At 67.6% G+C, this 18,002-nt stretch carries 18 protein-coding genes; 11 read left to right on the top strand and 7 right to left on the bottom strand.

Going from position 1 to position 18,002, the window contains the following annotated elements:
• Positions 1 to 106: 106 nt before the first annotated feature.
• Positions 107 to 913, top strand: coding sequence for an IclR family transcriptional regulator (locus ACFTZB_RS27935; protein ID WP_378436177.1), 807 nt, complete (start codon positions 107 to 109; stop codon positions 911 to 913).
• A 4-nt stretch (positions 914 to 917) separates the two neighbouring features.
• Here the strand turns inward: ACFTZB_RS27935 and ACFTZB_RS27930 are convergent, their stop codons facing one another.
• Entirely contained in the window at positions 918 to 1,712 is a 795-nt protein-coding gene (locus ACFTZB_RS27930; RefSeq protein ID WP_378436175.1) for an IclR family transcriptional regulator, read from the bottom strand.
• A 105-nt stretch (positions 1,713 to 1,817) separates the two neighbouring features.
• Here ACFTZB_RS27930 and ACFTZB_RS27925 point away from each other — a divergent pair, with 105 nt between their 5' ends.
• The 5 genes from ACFTZB_RS27925 (at position 1,818) to ACFTZB_RS27905 (ending at position 6,184) form a co-directional block, all read left to right on the top strand.
• Positions 1,818 to 2,615: a 2-keto-4-pentenoate hydratase gene (locus tag ACFTZB_RS27925; protein WP_378436173.1), complete on the top strand. Its 798-nt coding sequence runs from the start codon at positions 1,818 to 1,820 to the stop codon at positions 2,613 to 2,615.
• On the top strand, positions 2,612 to 3,418 hold the full coding sequence (locus ACFTZB_RS27920; RefSeq protein WP_378436171.1) for a 2-keto-4-pentenoate hydratase: 807 nt from the start codon (positions 2,612 to 2,614) through the stop codon (positions 3,416 to 3,418). Before ACFTZB_RS27925 ends, ACFTZB_RS27920 begins: the two co-directional genes overlap by 4 nt.
• A 4-nt stretch (positions 3,419 to 3,422) precedes the next feature.
• Positions 3,423 to 3,620 carry a tautomerase family protein gene (locus ACFTZB_RS27915; RefSeq protein ID WP_015889164.1) on the top strand — a complete coding sequence of 66 codons (198 nt, stop codon included), beginning with the start codon at positions 3,423 to 3,425 and terminating at the stop codon, positions 3,618 to 3,620.
• 126 nt (positions 3,621 to 3,746) lie between these two features.
• On the top strand, positions 3,747 to 5,009 hold the full coding sequence (locus tag ACFTZB_RS27910; protein ID WP_378436169.1) for an acyl-CoA dehydrogenase family protein: 1,263 nt from the start codon (positions 3,747 to 3,749) through the stop codon (positions 5,007 to 5,009).
• A 182-nt stretch (positions 5,010 to 5,191) separates the two neighbouring features.
• A complete protein-coding gene (locus ACFTZB_RS27905; RefSeq protein WP_378436167.1) occupies positions 5,192 to 6,184 on the top strand; it encodes a helix-turn-helix domain-containing protein in 993 nt (330 codons plus the stop codon).
• A 67-nt stretch (positions 6,185 to 6,251) separates the two neighbouring features.
• On the opposite strand, the gene ACFTZB_RS27900 is transcribed toward ACFTZB_RS27905, so the two are convergent.
• The 5 genes from ACFTZB_RS27900 to ACFTZB_RS27880 form a co-directional block, all read right to left on the bottom strand.
• Positions 6,252 to 7,415, bottom strand: coding sequence for an NAD(P)/FAD-dependent oxidoreductase (locus ACFTZB_RS27900; RefSeq protein WP_378436165.1), 1,164 nt, complete (start codon positions 7,413 to 7,415; stop codon positions 6,252 to 6,254).
• 3 nt (positions 7,416 to 7,418) lie between these two features.
• Positions 7,419 to 7,613 carry a ferredoxin gene (locus ACFTZB_RS27895; protein WP_378436163.1) on the bottom strand — a complete coding sequence of 65 codons (195 nt, stop codon included), beginning with the start codon at positions 7,611 to 7,613 and terminating at the stop codon, positions 7,419 to 7,421.
• A 51-nt stretch (positions 7,614 to 7,664) separates the two neighbouring features.
• Positions 7,665 to 8,882, bottom strand: coding sequence for a cytochrome P450 (locus tag ACFTZB_RS27890; protein ID WP_378436160.1), 1,218 nt, complete (start codon positions 8,880 to 8,882; stop codon positions 7,665 to 7,667).
• Between the two features lie 43 nt (positions 8,883 to 8,925).
• Positions 8,926 to 9,744: an alpha/beta hydrolase fold domain-containing protein gene (locus tag ACFTZB_RS27885; RefSeq protein ID WP_378436158.1), complete on the bottom strand. Its 819-nt coding sequence runs from the start codon at positions 9,742 to 9,744 to the stop codon at positions 8,926 to 8,928.
• Positions 9,745 to 10,067: 323 nt separating this feature from the next.
• Positions 10,068 to 11,153, bottom strand: a complete 1,086-nt coding sequence (locus tag ACFTZB_RS27880; RefSeq protein WP_378436156.1) for a VOC family protein — start codon at positions 11,151 to 11,153, stop codon at positions 10,068 to 10,070.
• Positions 11,154 to 11,649: 496 nt separating this feature from the next.
• Here ACFTZB_RS27880 and ACFTZB_RS27875 point away from each other — a divergent pair, with 496 nt between their 5' ends.
• The 3 genes from ACFTZB_RS27875 (at position 11,650) to ACFTZB_RS27865 (ending at position 15,272) form a co-directional block, all read left to right on the top strand.
• The gene (locus ACFTZB_RS27875) at positions 11,650 to 12,528 is read left to right on the top strand and encodes an acetaldehyde dehydrogenase (acetylating) (protein ID WP_095863728.1); all 879 of its coding nucleotides are present in this window, start codon (positions 11,650 to 11,652) and stop codon (positions 12,526 to 12,528) included.
• Positions 12,525 to 13,568 carry a 4-hydroxy-2-oxovalerate aldolase gene (gene dmpG / locus ACFTZB_RS27870; RefSeq protein ID WP_378436153.1) on the top strand — a complete coding sequence of 348 codons (1,044 nt, stop codon included), beginning with the start codon at positions 12,525 to 12,527 and terminating at the stop codon, positions 13,566 to 13,568. Before ACFTZB_RS27875 ends, dmpG begins: the two co-directional genes overlap by 4 nt.
• A gap of 234 nt (positions 13,569 to 13,802) precedes the next feature.
• Positions 13,803 to 15,272, top strand: coding sequence for an aldehyde dehydrogenase (locus ACFTZB_RS27865; RefSeq protein WP_378436151.1), 1,470 nt, complete (start codon positions 13,803 to 13,805; stop codon positions 15,270 to 15,272).
• 65 nt (positions 15,273 to 15,337) lie between these two features.
• Here ACFTZB_RS27865 and ACFTZB_RS27860 read toward each other — a convergent pair whose 3' ends face one another.
• A complete protein-coding gene (locus tag ACFTZB_RS27860) occupies positions 15,338 to 16,639 on the bottom strand; it encodes an ISL3 family transposase (RefSeq protein ID WP_378436149.1) in 1,302 nt (433 codons plus the stop codon).
• A gap of 139 nt (positions 16,640 to 16,778) precedes the next feature.
• On the opposite strand from ACFTZB_RS27860, the gene ACFTZB_RS27855 reads away from it, so the two are divergent.
• Positions 16,779 to 17,531, top strand: a complete 753-nt coding sequence (locus tag ACFTZB_RS27855; RefSeq protein ID WP_378436147.1) for an SDR family NAD(P)-dependent oxidoreductase — start codon at positions 16,779 to 16,781, stop codon at positions 17,529 to 17,531.
• Positions 17,532 to 17,559: 28 nt separating this feature from the next.
• Entirely contained in the window at positions 17,560 to 17,988 is a 429-nt protein-coding gene (locus tag ACFTZB_RS27850) for a 4-oxalocrotonate tautomerase family protein (RefSeq protein ID WP_378436145.1), read from the top strand.
• The last annotated feature ends 14 nt before the right edge of the window (positions 17,989 to 18,002 follow it).

Genomic DNA, 18,002 nt, shown 5'->3' with positions numbered 1-18,002 from the left:
GTTCGTGCCGGTGACCGGCACGAACGGGTGGACCCGTGTGTGAGCTGCCGCACATACTCGGGGAGCGACGGCGCACCTGGTCGTCGCGAACGCGAAAGGAAGTATTGTGGCGCCTCTTCAAACGGTTCAGAAGATCGGTCCTGTTCTGGACTTGTTCACCGTGTCCCGTCCGGAATGGGGGGCGTCCGAGGTTGCCGCGGCCATCGACGTGCCGCGCTCGAGTGCGCATGCCTTGCTGTCCTCCCTGGTGGAGACGGGATTGCTGCAGTGCCGCAACCGCGGCCGCTACCGCATCGGCTGGCGGGTGGTGGAACTGAGCCAGACCCTCAAGGGCACCGTCGATGTCCGCTCCTGCGCCTCACCGATTCTGCAGGATCTGGCGCACAAGTATGGCGAGACCACCCACCTGGCCGTGATGGAGCGGTACCGGGTGCTCTATGTCGACAAGGTGCTCGGTAACCACGTCATCAACGTCGCCGGAGCCCGGGTCGGTGCGCATCTCGAGCCGCATTGCAGCGCCGTGGGGAAACTTCTTCTCGCGCAATGTGATCCCGGCGAGATCGAACGCAACATCACCAACAAGCCGTTGCGGCGACTGACGCCGTCGACGATCACCAATCCGGCCTCCCTGGCGCAGGAGTTGCGGTCGGTGCTGCGGTCCGGGTGCGCCTTCGATGCCGGTGAGGCTGTTCCCGAGGTGCACTGCGTGGCCGCACCCGTCCGGGACGAGATGGGACTGGTGGTCGCGGCGGTGAGCATGAGTGTGCCGGCCAGCCGGTTCGTGCCCGCCCAAACGGAATTCAAGAACGCGGTCATCGCCGCCGGCGCCGAGATCTCGCGGGCGATCGCGAACTCCGCGGACCCCGTGGTGCAGACCGAGCGCGACGATCCGACGGTCGCGGCGGCGAGCTGAGCGCTCAGCCCGATCGCATCGACAGGTACCGCGACAAACTCAGGGCCGCGGTCCGGACGGCGGCCGCCGAATGATCGAGGTTGATGCGAGTGTGCCATCCGGACACCGAGATTCCGGCGACGACCTGACCTCCCAACCCGAAGACGGGGCTGGCCACGCAGGCCACACCGGCCCGCGACTCCTCCAAGTCGTAGGCAACTCCGCGTTCGCGGATTCGGGCCAATTCGGCGGCGAACCGGCCCGGCTCCACGATGGTCCGCTCGCTCAGGCGTGGGAGGCCGGTGGCGAGGATGTGCTCAAGAACGGTCTGGTCGGAGAAGGCGAGGATGGCCTTGCCGATGCCGGTGCCGTGTGCGGGCCACCGGCCGCCCATCCGGGTCGGCAGCGGCGGGGCGTTCGGGCTGTGCAGAACCTCGAGGTAGACCACGCAGTCCCCGTCGAGGACCGCGAAGTGGACGGAGTGGCCCGTCGCCTCCTGCAGGTCGGCCATGAACGGGCGGGCCGCCTCGCGCAGGTCGCGTTGGCGGGGCACGTGCTGACCGAGTTCGAACAGTTTGAGTCCGAGCCGGTAGCGGGTGCCGTCCCGTTCGAGCAGCTTCGCCGCATGCAGCGCCTTGAGCATTCGCTGCACGCTGGACTTGGGCAGGCCGCAGCGGCGGGCGATCTCCGAGACCCCGAGGGCGGTGTCGGCGGCGCCGAGGGTGTCGAGCACGGCGACCGCACGGGCGATGGAGCCGGCGTCGCCGGCGGCGGTCGTTCCGGTGGTGCTGTGCCGTTCATCGGCACAATCGTCTTGCATAACGGCCCATAGTGCCCGAGGGTGGGAGTTAAGTGCAACAGGTCACATCCCCGGCGGAGCTGCGACAGCGACGCGGGGCGCTTCCGAGGAAAGCCCGAGGTCTTCATGTCTTCCGACCAGGTACACGGCGCCGCGCAGCGGCTGCTGGAGGCGTACCGCAGCGGTACGCCGATCGATCCGTTGACTCCCGAGTTCGCGCCGGCGGAATTGTCGACCGCCTATCGCATCGCGCAGGCTCAGGTCGAGCAGTGGGAGAAGGACGGTGACACCGTCAAGGGGCACAAGGTCGGGCTCGCGTCCGCCGCGATCCAACGTCAGATGGGGGTGGATCAGCCCGACTTCGGTCACCTGACGGCGAGCATGTTCCACCTCGAGCACCAGCCGATTCCGGCCGCGACCTACATCCAGCCGCGGATCGAGCCGGAGACCGCGTTCGTCCTCGGCCGCCCGCTGACCGGGCCGGGGGTCACCATCGCGGACGCCGTCCGTGCCGTGGAGTTCGTCCTTCCCGCCCTCGAGATCGTCGACTCCCGGATCCGGGACTGGAAGATCGGCATCTTCGACACCATCGCCGACAACGCCTCCTCCGGCGGAGTCGTTCTCGGGAGTCGTCCGGTGCTGTTGCGCGACGTCGATCTGCGACTGACCGGCTGCACGCTGCACATCAACGGTGAACTGGTGGCGACCGGCGCCGGCGGCGCCGTGCTCGGCTCCCCGCTGAATTCGCTGGTGTGGCTGGCCAACACCGTCGGCCCGCTCGGGGTGACCCTCGAACCGGGCCACGTGGTGTTGCCGGGGTCGATGACCAAGGCCTTCCCCATTTCGCCGGGCGATTCCATCGTGGCCAACATGAGCGGACTCGGCAGCGTGTCCGCCATCCTCGGAGAGCGAGCAGAACAGTGACCAGCGAACAGCAGACGAGCGAACAGAACTGGAGCGCCGGCCGCATCGCCGACATCCTCCTCGACGCCGAGGCCACCACCACCTCACGCACCTCGCTGTCCGCCGAGTGGCCCGGCCTGACGTTGCCCGTCGCCTACGAGGCGCAGGACATCGCCCTTACCGCCCGCAAGGCCCGCGGCGAGATCGTCACCGGCATCAAGCTGGGGCTGACCTCCCGGGCGAAGCAGCGGCAGATGGGCGTCGACGCCCCCTCCGTGGCCTGGCTGACCGATGTCATGGCGTTGCCCGCCGGTGACCCGGTCCCCCGCAACCGTCTCATCCACCCGCGCGCGGAGCCGGAAATCGCGTTCGTGATGGGCCGCAGGCTGGCCGGCCCCGGAGTCACCGCGGCCCAGGCATTGGCGGCGGTCGATCATGTATTCGGGGCGATCGAGATCATCGACAGCCGCTACGCCCGATTCAAGTTCACCCTCGAAGATGCTGTCGCAGACAATAACTCGTCCGGCGTGTACGTGACCGGCCCGGTATTGCGGCGACCCGAGGATCTCGACCTCGCCCTCGAGGCGTGCTTGCTCGAGATCGACGGACAGATCGTCGACACCGCGACCGGCGCCGCCGTGCAGGGTCATCCGGCCGAAGCGCTCGCGTTCGCGGCGAACACGCTGGCCGAGCGGGGGCACGCCATCGAAGCCGGATGGGTCGTGTTGACCGGCGGAATGACGGACGCCGTCGCGGTCGAACCGGGCGCCCGTGTGGCCGCGCACTTCACCTCGCTCGGTTCGATCACCATCTCGGGAGGATAACCGCATGCCGTTCATCGATGTCACCATCGGCCTGGGCCGTTCCCCGGAGCAGATCCGATCGCTGATCCACGAATTGACCGAGGCCGCGCACCGGGCGATCGAGGCGCCGAAGGAGAACATTCGGGTCGTGGTCCGGGAAGTGCCGGAGACGCATTGGGCGGCCGGTGATGTCACGATCGCCGAGCGGCGCGCCGCGCGCTGATCGGAGTGGCTGGACAATGCTGATCGGCCGGGGGGTGCCGATCAGCATTGCCGACACTGTGTTGTCCGCGGCGGCCGGGGACCGTAGACCAGTAGGGACACCACCGTCTTTCTCCTGGGAGCCCTCGTGATCACAATTCATGCCGTCGACGCTGATACCGACATCGACACCTACGATCCTCCGCGCATCGCCGACCGCATTTACCACGACCTGCTCTCCCCGCCCGAGATCGGGCAGGTGCGCCGCCGGGTACGCCGGGTCGCCGCGGATACGATCGCCCCGATCGCCAGCCGCATCGCCCGCGGCGACGAACGGATCGACGGCTTCCCCCGCGACGCGTTCGATTCGCTCGCCTCGGCCGGTGTGTTCCGGATCCCGTTCGCCGGTGACGTCGGCGGCGACGACCTGACCCACCGCGCCACCGCGACCGCCGTCGCGGTCGAGGAACTCGCGTACTACTCCAACAGCGTCGCCGCGATCTTCGACGTGCATTGCATTCTCGCGGGTAATGCGGTCAACCAGGGCACCGATGCGCAGCGGCAACGCTGGCTCGCCCCGGTGGTCGCCGGTGAGATCGTCGGATCGTTCGCCACCAGCGAGCCGGGCGCCTCGAGCGACCTGTCCCCGGCCGCCGTCACCACCGAGGCCACCCGGACGGCGACCGGCTGGGTCCTGCACGGCCGCAAGCGCTGGATCACGAACTCCGCGGTGGCCGCCTTCGTCGTCGTGCTGGCGCGCACCGGCAATCGGCTCAGCACGTTCATCGTGCCCACCGACACCCCGGGCGTCACCATCGGCACCCCGGACCGCAAGCTGGGCAACAAGGGACAGATCACCGCGGACGTCATCCTCGACCAGGTGCACCTGGACGCCGACGCGCTGCTCGGCGAGGAGGGCGGCGGGCTGAAGATCGCCCTGCAGACCCTCACCTACGGACGGATCGGCATCGCCGCCGCCGGGGTGGGAATGGCCCAGGCCGCATTCGACCACACCGCTCAGCACCTTGCTCGACGGCATGCCTTCGGTGGCCCCCTGGCCGGCAAGCAGCACTGGCAGTTTCTGATGGCGGACCGGGCCACGGCCATCGAATCCGCCCGCGACCTGTACCTCAAGGCGGCGCTGCGACTGGACTCCGGGGTCGCCTTCCCCGAACCGGAGGCCGCGATGGCCAAGCTGCGCGGCACCGAGATCTCCGTGGACATGGCCCGCGACGCCGTGCAGGCGTTCGGGGGGCTCGGATTCACCCAGTCCCTCGGCGCGGACGACACCGACGGACCGGTGGAGGCGTTCTACCGGGACAGCAAGATCGGTGAGATCTACGAGGGTGCCAACGAGGTCCAGAAGTGGGTGCTCGCCCGGCAGATCTTCGGACGCGAGATCACCGGCTGACCGGGAGCCGACGTGGTCGCGCGCCTCCCCGGGCGCACGGCCACGTCGCCGCGGCATCGGCCATGTTCGGGGTATCCGAACAACCGGCCCCCGCGGGTACCTGTTACGTCGGATAATCCTTTCAGGGCCAACCGGTAGCCTTGAGCGTGTAACACTGCGTTCACCTGAGGAGGTGATCCGCGATGTCAACGCGTGACGATCAGGACGACAATGCCCCCGATGGGGAGACCCCGCCGCCCGTGAACACGACGCCGGCGCGCCAGGAGATGTCCGGCGGCCGCGAGTGGTGGACGGACGCTCTCGCGGAGACCTACTGCGAGATGGACCCGCAGTGGGAGTCGCGTAGCGGCCGCTTCGAGGCGAGACTGAGCACTCGGCAGTTCGGGGACCTGTCCCTGAGTACCGTACGCGCCCACGCGCATTCGGTTCTGCGGACACCGGCGATGATCGGCGACACCGATTCCGAGGATTACTTTCTGTGCGCGGTGACCGAGGGTCCCGGGCGGATCGAGCAGCACGACCATTCGATCTGGCTCGACAAGGGCTCGTTCGCGGTCATCGACGCCGGACAGCCATTCAGGTTCGACTTCCCACAGCGGTTCGAGCAGATCGTCGTTCGTGTTCCCCGCACGCTGCTGCTGGGTCGGATGTCCGAACGGGACGTCGACCGAGTGATGGCACAGCCGGTGTCGGCCGCTTCCGGTGCGGGCGTCGTCGTCAGCAGGTTCCTGCAGCAGCTCGCCGCCCTCGATGCCGCGGTGCCCGATGCGCCGGCCGCTGCACTGTCGGCCTCCGCGTTGGACATGATCGTGACCGCCTTGGCCGATACGGGTGGGACGGTCAGCCCGACGCAGCAAGCCCACACCGCGGACCTGCATCGGGCGCAGAACCTGCTCAAGACCCGGCTCCACGACGAGAACCTGTCGATCACCGAAGCCGCGGCCGAGCTGGGAATCTCGCTTCGGTACCTGCAGAAGATCTTCCAGAGCACCGGAAGTACGCCGAGTGAGTGGCTTCTTCAGGCTCGGCTCGAGCGTGCTCGCATGATCTTGCTGAGCACTGACATCACCATCGGCGACCTGGCGAGCCGGGTGGGCTTCAAGGACATCTCGCACTTCAGCCGGTCGTTCCGCACCTTCTACGGAGCCAGCCCCGGCCAGTACCGCCGGCGCTGACTGGACAAAATCGCCGCAGTCCCACCCCGCGAGTGAGAGGTGGGACTGCGGCGTGGTGGACACTGTGTCAGGGTTTCGTTCCGGCTCCGGCGATGGTGCGCCGGTACTTCAGGAAGGCCTTGTTGTCGTTCGCGGTGACACCTGCGACGAGCCCGGACTCGCCCAGCCCGTCCCAGTTCCACTTGCCCTCGACGCCGGTGTCCACCGGCACGAAGCTGTCGACCATCGTGACGAACCCGGCCGCCTTGAAATTGACATCGTACTGATCGGTCCAGAACGTCGGTATGGGTGAGTAGGGGGCTTTCCCGCCGACCGCGGCGAACAGATTCTCCGCCGCGGCCGCACCCATGTCGGCAGCGTTCGACCAGTGCTCGATCCGGACCCGCTTTCCGACACCGCGGTGGGTCCAGGATGCGACGTCCCCGACTGCGACGATGTCCGGGTGCCCGGATGCGTGACAGAACTCGTCGCACACCACGCTCCCCTGGTCCAGTTCCAGACCCGATCCCATCAGCCAGTCGGTGTTGGGAACCGATCCGAGTGAGAGCAGGACCAGATCGGCGTCGAGTATCTGGCCGTTGTCGAGTTCGACCCGCTCGACTCGGCTTTCCCCGTGAAACTGGGTCACCGAGGTGTTGCAGTGGATGTTCACGCCGTGCTCGCGGTGCAGGCGCTCGGCGAACCGGCCGATGTCCGGTCCGAGAAGGGGCATCAACGTGGCGGCCCGCTCGACAATCGTGACCGATTCGACCCCGTTGACGCGCAGGCTGGATGCGACCTCGCATCCGATGAAGCCGCCCCCGATGATGACCACGTTGTCGGCGTGTTGGGCTGCGGTGTGCAAGGCGATTGCGTCGTCGAGGCCGCGTAGCACGTGGAATCCGTCCAGCTCCGGCAGCCCGGGAAGGGTGCGCGCACCCCTACCGGTCGCGATGATCAGTTTGTCGTAGCCGATCTCGCCGTCGGTGAGGCTGAGCCGCCGGTTCTCCACGTCCAGTCCGGCTGCGGCGTTACCGAGGATCCATTCGAAGTCGTCAGCCGCGGTGTCGAATTCGCATTCCACCGGGGACATGGTTCCGGCAAGCAGCTGCTTGGACAGGGGCGGACGATTGTACGGGCGATGCTTCTCGTCGCCGACGATGGTGATCAGCTCGGACGTGCCGGTCTCGCGGAGCCGCTGCGCGGCGCGGAGACCGGCCAGGCCGCCGCCGACGATCACTGTGTTGGTCACGGCTCAACCCTCGATGCGGATGGCAGCGACGGGGCAGAGCTTGATTGCGGCGGTGACCTTGTCGCGGAGTTCCTCGGCGGGAGTCTCGTCCAGCAGGATCACCTCGTCGCCGTCGTCGTTGAGGTCGAAGACCTCGGGGGCGGCGATGACGCACTCTCCGTGACCATCACACATTCCGTACTCGATCTGGATCTTCATCTTCTCTTTCCCTTCCATATGCGATAGGGACGACGTCGGAACGCCGGCTAGCTAGTTTTTGTCGGCCCAGGTGATGGAGAGTTCGAGCTCCCCGAGGCTGCGGATGATGTTGTTGGGCTGGAAGCGGTGCTTACCGGCATGGAAGCGTTCGACGTTGTCGGCGAGCACGTTGAACAACGTGATCATTTCCAACCGCGCCAACGGCTTTCCCAGACACGCGTGCTTCCCACGACCCCACCCCAGGTGACCGGCCGGGTCACGAGTGATATCGAACGAATCCGGGTTCTCGAACTTGCGCTCGTCCCTGTTCGCGGAGCCGTACATCACCACCACACGCGAGCCCTCCGGAATAGCCACTCCGGCGATCTCGGTGTCCTTCGTCGCGACCCGGGTGAAGAACTGCAACGGCGAGGCCAGGCGCACGATCTCGGGGATCGCGCTGGTCAGCAGGGAACGGTCCTCGCGCAGGCGGTCCCACTGGTCCGGGTGCTGGGCGAACAGCAGCAGGCCGATCCCAATCGCGCTGATGGTGCTGTCCACGCTCGGGTAGATGTAGTCGTTCATCACCCCGCGGGCGAAGTCCTCCGGCCATCCCGCGGCCGCACCGTTCTTGAACAGCTGATCCGCCCAACCACCCTCACGCACATTGCTCGGGAAGTTCTCGTCGGCGAACTCCATGTATCCCATCATCGTTTCCAGGGCCGGCTGGGTGCGCGGGGCGTGCAGGGGGCCGATGCTGTCGAATCCGGCGACCCCCCACTTGAACATCTGCTCCTGGGTGACGCCCTCGACACCGACCAGGTCGGTGACGATCTCGATGGGCATCGCCATCGCCACGTCCGCGACGCCGTCGAGGTTGTCCTTGCCCTTCAGGGATTCGACCAGGTTCTCGGCGAAGTCCTGCAGCCGCGGCTTGAGCTCTTCGAGCGGGCCCTTCTTGATGGGGCATCCCTCGATCTGACGGATCTCGTCGTGGTGATCGCCCTCGGTCTGCAGGCTGGTCTCGGTGATGCCGTTGAAGAACTGGTTGAACCCCACGCCCTCACGGGATGTGAAGGTCTCCCAGTCCGAGAGCACCGCGGACACCTCGTCGTAGCGGGCGCAGGCGTAGTACCCGTACTTTTCGAGCCAGACCACCGGCCCGGCATCGCGCAGCTTCGCGTAGGTGGGGAAGGGATCGACGAGCACCGCGTCGACGTGGAGATCGTCGTCGAAACTCGGAATACCGGCCGGCCGTTGCTGCTGCTCGACCGCTGCATCCTGCGTCATTGTTCTTCTCCTTGGAGGTTGTCGAAACGTGAGTTCTGGGTGTTCAGCCGCGGAGGTGCGCGGAGAGAAAGGCTGCCGTGATGCCCAGGTGATCGGGTTGATCGAACTCGGGGCCTTCGTGGCCCGCACCGCCGAGCACGAGGAGGGTGGACCGGGCGCCGGTGCTGACCAGGGCGTCGTGCAGTGCGTGGCTCTGCGCGGACAACGTGATCCGGTCGCGGTCACCGTGCGCGATCAGAAACGGCGGGGCCAGAGACGTCACGCGGCTGAGTGGGCTGGCGTTCCAGGAGGTGTCCGACGGCGCCGAAACTTCGTCTTCGCCGAGCAGGGCGTTCTCGAACGGCGGTGGAAGAAGGTGGCTTTCGATCCAGCTGCGGCCTGCGTTGGCGGCCAGGTCGGACGGTCCGAACCAGTGGACGACGGCGTCGACGCGGCTGGACTGATCGAGATCGTCGCCGACGACACCTTCGAGTTCCTCGTCGCCGGGGGTCAGTCCGACCATGGTGGCCAGGTACGCACCTGCCGATGCGCCCCACACCCCGATCCGGTCGGTGGAGACCCCCAGCTCGGCTCCGTGTGCGCGCAGCCACCGCACGACCGCCTTGACGTCGTGAATCGGGTTCGGATACGAACCCTGCGGCGCGAGACGGTAGTTCGCGGACACCACGGCGACGCCGTACGAGGCCAGCCGTGCGAGACGGTCATCGGCGCCGTCCTTCTTGTCACCGAGCTGCCATCCGCCACCATGGAGATAGATCACCGCCGGGGGGTTGTCGATGTCCGGACGGTACACATCGACGGCGATCTCGAAACCGTCCACCTCGGCGACGCGCAGATTGGACTGCACTTGAACGTCATTCATGAAGAGGCCTTCCAGAAGGTCAGGTGTGTAAGTCGGCAAGGGGCTCGTCGTGCTCGGTTCTACGTCGAGCCTGTCGCGAAGGTCATTCGCGGTTTGTGCCTGTGATCCACAACACTACGAGCCCTGTTGCGGGTGTGCCATGGCGTCAGGCGCACATCATTTGGCATTCAGGCGCACGGCTGCGGCTGGGGCGACCCGTGCTCGCGAAAATCGGTGCAAGGCTGCGCTTACGCACGAAGAAACGCGACGGACCAGGAGGTCCGTCGCGTTTGTCGTGGAATCACGTGGGCGTGACCGGGGTTCCGATCACACCCACGTGCGTATCAGGACACGGGTGTGCCGGCGACGGCGTGGGACTGGTCGATCTCGTCCGAGATCGCGTGCTCGGCTGCTGCCGCGTCGGGGCCGGGGCCACCGGGGCCGAAGTGCGCGTACTTCTCGATGTGCTGGTCGAGCGAGAGCGGGCTGGGGGTGCCGTAGGTGAAGTAGGTCTCCCACGGAAGCTTCGCGCCGCCGATCGCCAGCCCGGTGTCGATGTCGGACATCTGCCAGGTCTTGGTCTCGCCGTCGGGATCGAGGTGCAGGTACCCGACCTCACCGAACAGCTCGATGCGGTTGCCGCCGGGTTCGAAGACGTAGAGGAACTGGGCCTGGGTGATGCCGTGCTTGTCGGGGCCGGCCTCGATGCGAATGTCGTAGTCGCGGAACATCTCCACCGCGTCGATGTTGTGCTGGCCGGTGCCGTAGTAGAACGCGAGGTGGTGCATCTTGCCGCGTTCGCCCTGCGCGTCCCGCAGACAGGCGACCTCGTGGCCGAGGATGTTCGAACTCATCCAGGCACCGATCTCGGTGTCGCCGTCGACGACGCGTTCGGTCGTGCGGAACCCGAGGTGGCGTTCGAAGGAGTTCTTCACCGCGCTGACGTCGCTGGCGAGCAGGTTGAGGTGGTCGATGCGCTTGACGGGGATGCCCTGCAGCGGCTTCTTCGACGGGCGGGTGAGGATCTTGGACTGCAGCTCCGGCGGGGCCTGGTACTTCTCGACCTCCCACAGCAGTTCCAGGTTGTGTCCGTCCGGGGACTGGTAGGTGAAGGTCTTGCCGTATCCGAAGTCGCTCTCGCGCCATGCTCCGTCGACGTTGGCGTCCGTGAGCGAGGCGGCCCGGCGTTCGAGCGCCTCGGGGGAGCTGGTGCGCAGTGCCGCGTGGCCGAGTCCGGCCTTGGTGGATTCGGTGACCTTCAGGCTCCACTGGTACGGGTCTTCGTAGGCGCGCAGGTAGACCGACTGCCCCTCGGTGTGGGTGATGTACATCCCGAGGAACTTGGTGAAGAAGTCCACCGTTTCCTGCGGCTTGGGGCTCAGCAGTTCGGCACGGGCGAGATGGGAAATCTCAAACCGAGAGTCACTCATGTCGTTCTCCTTTATCGCGCCGCCATGACCGCGGTGGGCCGTGTTCGCCGGCGACGTTTGTGGTGGATACGGGACTCGGGCGGGGATACGTCCGGGCCCTTGGAACCGGCGGTGACCGCTGTCGCGGTTATGACTGCCTGTGGCCTAGAACACTACGAGCCGTGGGGGCGTCGAGCCATGGCTCCAGGCGCACATCGTTTTGCCTCCAGGCGCACCGCGTCGGCCCCGGCGTGCGGTCGCCGCGCATCGCCACCACGGGCCGTGACCAGCGCGTCTCGGCCCGATCTTCGATTAATCCGGATCGGGGCGGTCCCACACCGGGGTGCTGTTCGGCTATTCCGACCATCGAACCCACCGCAGCGCATCGGTGGTTGTCTCGAAAGGGACTTCGGTGGGGTGTGAGCGCGATGTAAGCGCAGACCGCATGCGGGTACTCCACCACATTTCGACGCACCAGGTTCTGTCGGCACAGGCAGATATGAGCGAGAGGCACACAATGAGTCGCAAGAGCGCCGCGATTATCGGCTCCGGCAACATCGGTACGGATCTGATGTACAAGCTGCTGCGGTCCGAGCACGTCGAACCCCGCTTCATGGTGGGCATCGACCCCGCCAGCGAGGGTCTGGCCCGCGCCCGACAGGAAGGGCTCGAGGCCTCCGCCGGCGGCCTGGACTGGCTGCTCTCCCAGCCCGAACTGCCCGACATCGTCTTCGAAGCGACGTCGGCAAAGATCCACGCCGCCGCGGCACCGCGCTACGCCGAGGCCGGGATCACCGCCATCGACCTCACCCCCGCCTCGGTCGGCCCGTACGTGGTCCCCGCGGTCAACCTCGACGCGCACCTGAGTGCCCCCAACGTGAACATGGTCAGCTGCGCAGGCCAGGCCACCATCCCGATCCTCTACGCCATCAACGAGGTCGCCGACGCCTCCTACGGCGAGATCGTCGCCGCCATCGCCTCCCACAGCGCCGGCCCCGGCACCCGCCAGAACCTCAGCGAATTCAGCGAGAAGACCGGCAAGGCGCTGGCCCAGGTCGCCGGCGCCGACCGCGCCAAGGCCATCTCGGTGATCAACCCGGCCGAGCCGCCGATGAACATGCGCGACACCGTCTACGCCAAGGTCCGCAATCCCGACGCCGCCGCGATCGAGCGCGCAGTGGTCGACATGGTCGCCAAGGTGCAGCAGTACGTCCCGGGTTACTCGTTGCGCCTGGTCGACGTCGACGGCGACCTGGTCACCGTGATGCTCGAGGTCGTCGGCGCCGGCGACTTCCTGCCCACCTACGCCGGCAACCTCGACATCATCACCGCGGCCGCCGTCCAGGTGGCCGACGTCATGGCCCAGCAGAACCTCGTCCAGGGAGCAGCACAGTGAATACCCCCGCCCAGAAGAAGATCACGATCGTCGACACCACGCTGCGCGACGGCATGTCCTCGGTCTCGCACCAGTTCACCCCGCAGAACGTCGCGGACATCGCCCGCGGCCTCGACAAGGCCGGTGTCGGCACCATCGAGGTCGCGCACGGCATCGGACTCGGCGCCTCGTCCATCCAGTACGGGTTCGCCGCCGCCACCGACCCGGACTACGTGCGCGCCGCGGTCGACGCCGTCGAGAACGCCGACATCGCCGCGCTCTACGTGCCCGGCATCGCGACCCTGGCCGAACTGCAGCAGGCCATCGACGCCGGCATCAAGACCGTCCGCGTCGCGGTGCACTGCACCGAGGCCGACTGCGGGCAGCAGCCCGTCGAGTGGGCCAAGGAGCAGGGCCTGACGGTGATGACGTTCCTGATGATGAGCCACAAACTCGAGCCCGAGCCGCTGGCCGAGCAGGCCGCCAAACTCGACTCCTACGGCGCCGACGTCGTCTACGTCGTCGACTCCGCCGGTGCCATGGTTCCCCAGCACGCCGGGGACCGGGTCGCTGCCCTGAGGCAGGCGATCACCGCGGACATCGGGTTCCACGCCCACAACAACCTCGGCGTCGGGATCGCCAATGCACTCACCGCCGCCGAAAACGGGGCGACCTTCATCGACGGGTCCCTGCGCGGGCTCGGTGCCAGCGCCGGTAACGCGCAGACCGAGGTCCTCGCCGCTGCCTTCGAGCGGGCGGGCTGGGACACCGGGGTCGACCTGTTCCCGCTGATCGACACCGCCGAACACATCGTCGCTCCGCTGATGAAGGAACCGCAGATCGTCGACGAGACCGCCCTGATTCTCGGCTATGCCGGGGTGTACTCCACGTTCTTCCACCCCACCAAGCGGGCCGCGAAGAAGTTCGGCGTGCCTGCCCGCGACATCCTCATGGAGCTGGGCCGTCGCGGTGTCATCGGTGGTCAGGAAGACATGATCATCGACGTCGCCTCGGAACTGGCCGGCCGCACCTACGAGACTCCGGCGCTGGCGGGAGCCTGATCGCGTGGAGGGGTGCTTCGGACGAGGGGTCTGTGAGCGCCCCTTCCTCGGACTTTCCGTGCCGTTGCCGTGCGCCTGGAGACCAGGCGATGTGCGTGTGGGGCCATGGTGTGCACGGAACGCGCCTCGTAGTGTCGTAAGTCACAGACACCGTGTATGACATGCCGCGCATTGCCGCGGCCACATCAGGATCTGAAGGCTATTGGGTCCCAGCCTGATTCAACAGGAGAGCACATGACCGCAGTACCGGAAATTTCCGACGTCAAGCACCTCATCGGTGGTGACTGGCGTCCCGCATCGGACGGCGCCACGTTCGAAACTCGCGACCCGCACGACGGCTCCCTGCTCGGCACCGTCCCGCGGGGAACGGCCGCCGATGGAACAGACGCAGTCTCAGCGGCGCGGAAGGCGTTCGACGACGGTCCGTGGCCGCAGATGTCGCCGAAGGAGCGTGCGAAGATCCTGCACGCCGTCGCCGACAAGGTCGACGAACACCGCGAGGAACTGGCCCAGATCGAAACCCGCGACGGCGGCAAGAGCATCAACCAGTCCCTGCACGCCGAAATCCCGCGGGTCGCGCACAACCTGCGGTTCTTCGCCGACTACGTGTCCATGGCCGCCAACGAGGCCTACCCGGACGGGGACCTGCTCTCCTACGTCCTGTACCCGCCCGCCGGGGTGGTGTCCGCGATCAGCCCCTGGAACGCGCCGCTGATGCTCGCGACGTGGAAGATCGCCCCCGCCTTGGCCTTCGGGAACACCACGGTCCTCAAGCCCGCACCGCAGACGCCGCTCACCGCGCACCGGTTCGCCGAACTCGCCCTCGAGGCCGGCCTGCCCGAAGGCGTCCTCAACGTGGTCCACGGATTCGGCGGCGAGGCCGTCGCCGGTCCACTCACCGCGGACCCGCGGGTCGACCGGATCACGTTCACCGGATCGAGCGCCACCGGCGTGAAGATCCTGCAGGCGGCCGCGGTCAACCACACCCCGGTCTCGGCGGAGATGGGCGGCAAATCCGCGAACATCGTCTTCGACGACGCCGACCTCGACATTGCCGTCCCGATGGCCATCCGTGCCATCTTCGGCGGCAACGGACAGGTATGCCTGTCCGGGTCACGCCTGCTGGTGCAGAACTCGATCATGGACGAGTTCCTCGACCGGTTCGCCGAACAGGCCCGCAACCTCACCGTCGGTGACCCGAAGGACCCCGCGAACTTCGTCGGCCCGCTCATCGAGGAGAAGCACCTCGAGAAGGTACACAGCTACGTCGAACTGGCGCAGGAGGAAGGCGGCAAGATCGTCACCGGCGGGTCCCGGCTCACCGACGACGCCCGCGCCAAGGGGTTCTACTACCCACCGACCGTCATCACCGGGCTCACCAACGACTCGCGTACCGCGCGCGAGGAGATCTTCGGGCCCGTCGAAACGGTTCTCGGCTTCGACACCGAGGATGAGGCGCTGCGCATCGCCAACGACTCCCCGTACGGACTCGCCGGCATACTGTTCACCGACAACCTCAACCGCGCCCACCGCATGGCCGCCCGCTGGAAGGCCGGCACGGTGTGGATCAACACCTTCTTCGAACGCGACCTCCGGTTGCCATTCGGCGGTGAAGGCAGCAGTGGCCTCGGCCGCGAGGGCGGCCAATACTCCCGCGAGTTCTTCACCGAACCGCGAGCAGTCACCATCCGGCTGCGCAGCTGATTCCCTGTCGTCCACCAGCCGCCGGAGCGGTACCTCACCGCTCCGGCCGGTTGCTTTTTCTGGCTCTACTGACTCATTCGTGGGTAGTTCCGGCCGGGTAGTTGTGGGCGGGCGCCCCCGAGGCTGAGCATCGCGAGGGCGATGACGGCTTCGGGGGTGTGGAACCCGAAGCCGCGCCTGGTGATGAGCCGGATCTTGGTGTTCACCGATTCGATCCGACCGTTCGACAACCGGTGCTCGATGGCGGCGAGGATCGCGGGTTTGTGGACGAGGATGCTCTTCTGCAACGCGACGAACGCCGGGATCCGGGACCGCCTCGCCCAGCCGATCCATCGGTCGAGTTCGGCGGCGGCGTCCTCGACCGGGAGCTGGAAGATCAACCGCAGGCTCTCCTTGAGCCGGTATCCACGGTGCAGGACCGGATCGTGTAGTTCGATCCACCGCAGCGTCGCCCGCTGCTGCGCGGTGAGCGTGTCGGGGTTCTTCAGCAACGCCCACCGGCTGCGTTTGACCGCGCGGGCCGGCCCGGCCTTCGGGCGGCGGCGAGGTTTCCACCCGCCACCGCGGGAGGCATTCTCGGTGGCCCGAGCCCGGTTCCACGCGGCCCGACGCACCGCGTCGAGGGCTTCGGTGGCCCAGGCGACCACGTGGAACGGATCCGCGCAGCGCACCGCATCCGGGCAGTACCGGGCCACCGCCGACCCGATCCACCCGGCCGCGTCCGAGGTGACGTGGGTGATCTTCGCGCAGCGTGCGGGCCCAAGCCGGTCGAAGAACCCGGACAGGGTGGCCGCGTCGCGGCCCGGGGCGGCCCACACCAGCCGACCGGAGTCGTGATCGACGACGACGGTCAGATACTTGTGGCCCTTCTTGTACGAGATCTCGTCGATCCCGATCCGGCGTAGCCCGGCCAGCGGGTCCCGGGCGGGTGCGGTGTCCGCCCACACCCGCTCCACGATCGCCCCGACCGTGCGCCACGCGGTGCGCATCACCTCGCAGGTCGCCGACTGCGAGGTGTGGGTGGCCAGCCACGCCACGGTCTGATCGAACGCGTAGGTGTGCCCGGCGCGGTGCCGGGCCCAGGGCACCGCGGCCACCGTCACCCCGTGCTCACGGCAGGCCACCCGGGGTGTCTCGGCCTCGACGAAGGTGCGGATCAGGCCGCAGTCCGGGCCGCGCCACCGCCGCCGCCCGGCGCCCCCGTCGTAGCCGGGGCAGCGCCGACCGCACAGCCCGCACCGGGACCGCGCCCGCGCCTGCGGCCGGACCGACACGATCACAGCCTCGGCCGTTTCGTCGAAATCGACGCCCTCGATCACCGTCTTTTCGACACCCAACACCTGACGCCATATCCTGGCTTCGCGCACGCCGTTCTCCACACATGTAGCCGACTGACCCTAGACAAGCCAGAACGCTACTGGGACAACGGCGTGCGCCCTCACCAGACCCGACTACCACCCACGATCACAGCAGTAGAGCCCTTTTTCTTCCGAGGAGAACCCTGCCGTGACATCACCGGAACTCTGCGTCGTCGTGGGTGCGACCGGTGCGATGGGCACCGAGATCACCCTGCGCCTGGCCCGCCGCGGGCTGCGGGTCCTCGCCGTCGCCCGTAGCACCGACGACCTCGAAAAGCTCGCCGCAGCGGACGAGCGCATCGCCCCCTGCACCGCCGACATCGCCCACGACGACGCAATCGAAACGATCTCCGCTCAGGTGGATTCACCCGTGCGACTGGCACTGTTCGCCGCCGGCCTGCCGGTGCGGGGCTCCGCCGAAACGATCCCGCCGGGCGACCTGGCCGTGGCCACGAACATCAAGGTCGGCGGACTGCTGCGACTGCTGCATGCCGTGCGTGACCAGCTCGTCGACGGTTCCCGGTTCGTGACCATCGCAGGCTCGCTCGGCCTCGAACCCGGCCCCCTCGATGCCGCACCGGGCACGGCGAACGCCGCCGTGTTCAACCTCATGCGCCAGCTCAGCGCCCTGTACGGTCCGAAGGGTGTCACCACGCACACCATCGCTCCGGGACCGGTGGACACGCCGAGGCTCCGCGCCTTCGTCGAGACGGAGTCCGCGGAAACCGGGCGGGATGCGGAGGAGATCTGGGAGCGGTACCGCGCGAAGACCACCCTCGGCCGGCTGCCCACGCTCGGCGAAATCGGCTGGATCGTCGAGACGCTGCTCGCCCCCGAGGCCGCGGTCCTGCACGGTTCGGTGCTCAACGTCGACGGCGGAACCCGCCACGGAACCTCCTGACCACTTCCACCGAAAGGAATTGCGGCCCATGCCCGTCGCCCACTTCCACCTCGTCGACGGCGCCTACACGCCCGAGCAGCACCGGGAACTGCTCACCGCCGCGAGTCGCTGCTATTCCGAGGTCCTCAACGCTCCACTCGAACGAGTCCGGGTCTTCATCGTCCGATACCACCCCGACGACGTCGCCGTCGCCGGGAGCGTCGTCGGAGCAGGGGCACCGCCCGCGCCGTACTTCACGGCGATCGTGCTCGCCGGCCGCCCCGCGACGCAACGTCAGGAACTCGCGGCGCGGTTCACCGATCTGATCGTCGACCTCCTCGGTGCGCAGCGCTCGCTGGTGCGGGGACAGATCGTCGAGGTCGACCCGGCGAACTGGGCGATCGCGGGGACCGCCGCCGCGACGACCCGTGCCGGTGAGATCGCCGGTCGCGCCGGCGCGGCGCAGACCCCGAGCTAGGGCATCGGCGATAC

It is taken from the genome of Rhodococcus sp. NPDC057014, from assembly GCF_042673295.1.
In the GTDB taxonomy this organism is placed as follows: Bacteria; Actinomycetota; Actinomycetes; order Mycobacteriales; family Mycobacteriaceae; genus Rhodococcus_F.
Note: the sequence above shows the minus strand (reverse complement) of the source record. Positions and strands in the feature narration are given on the sequence as shown.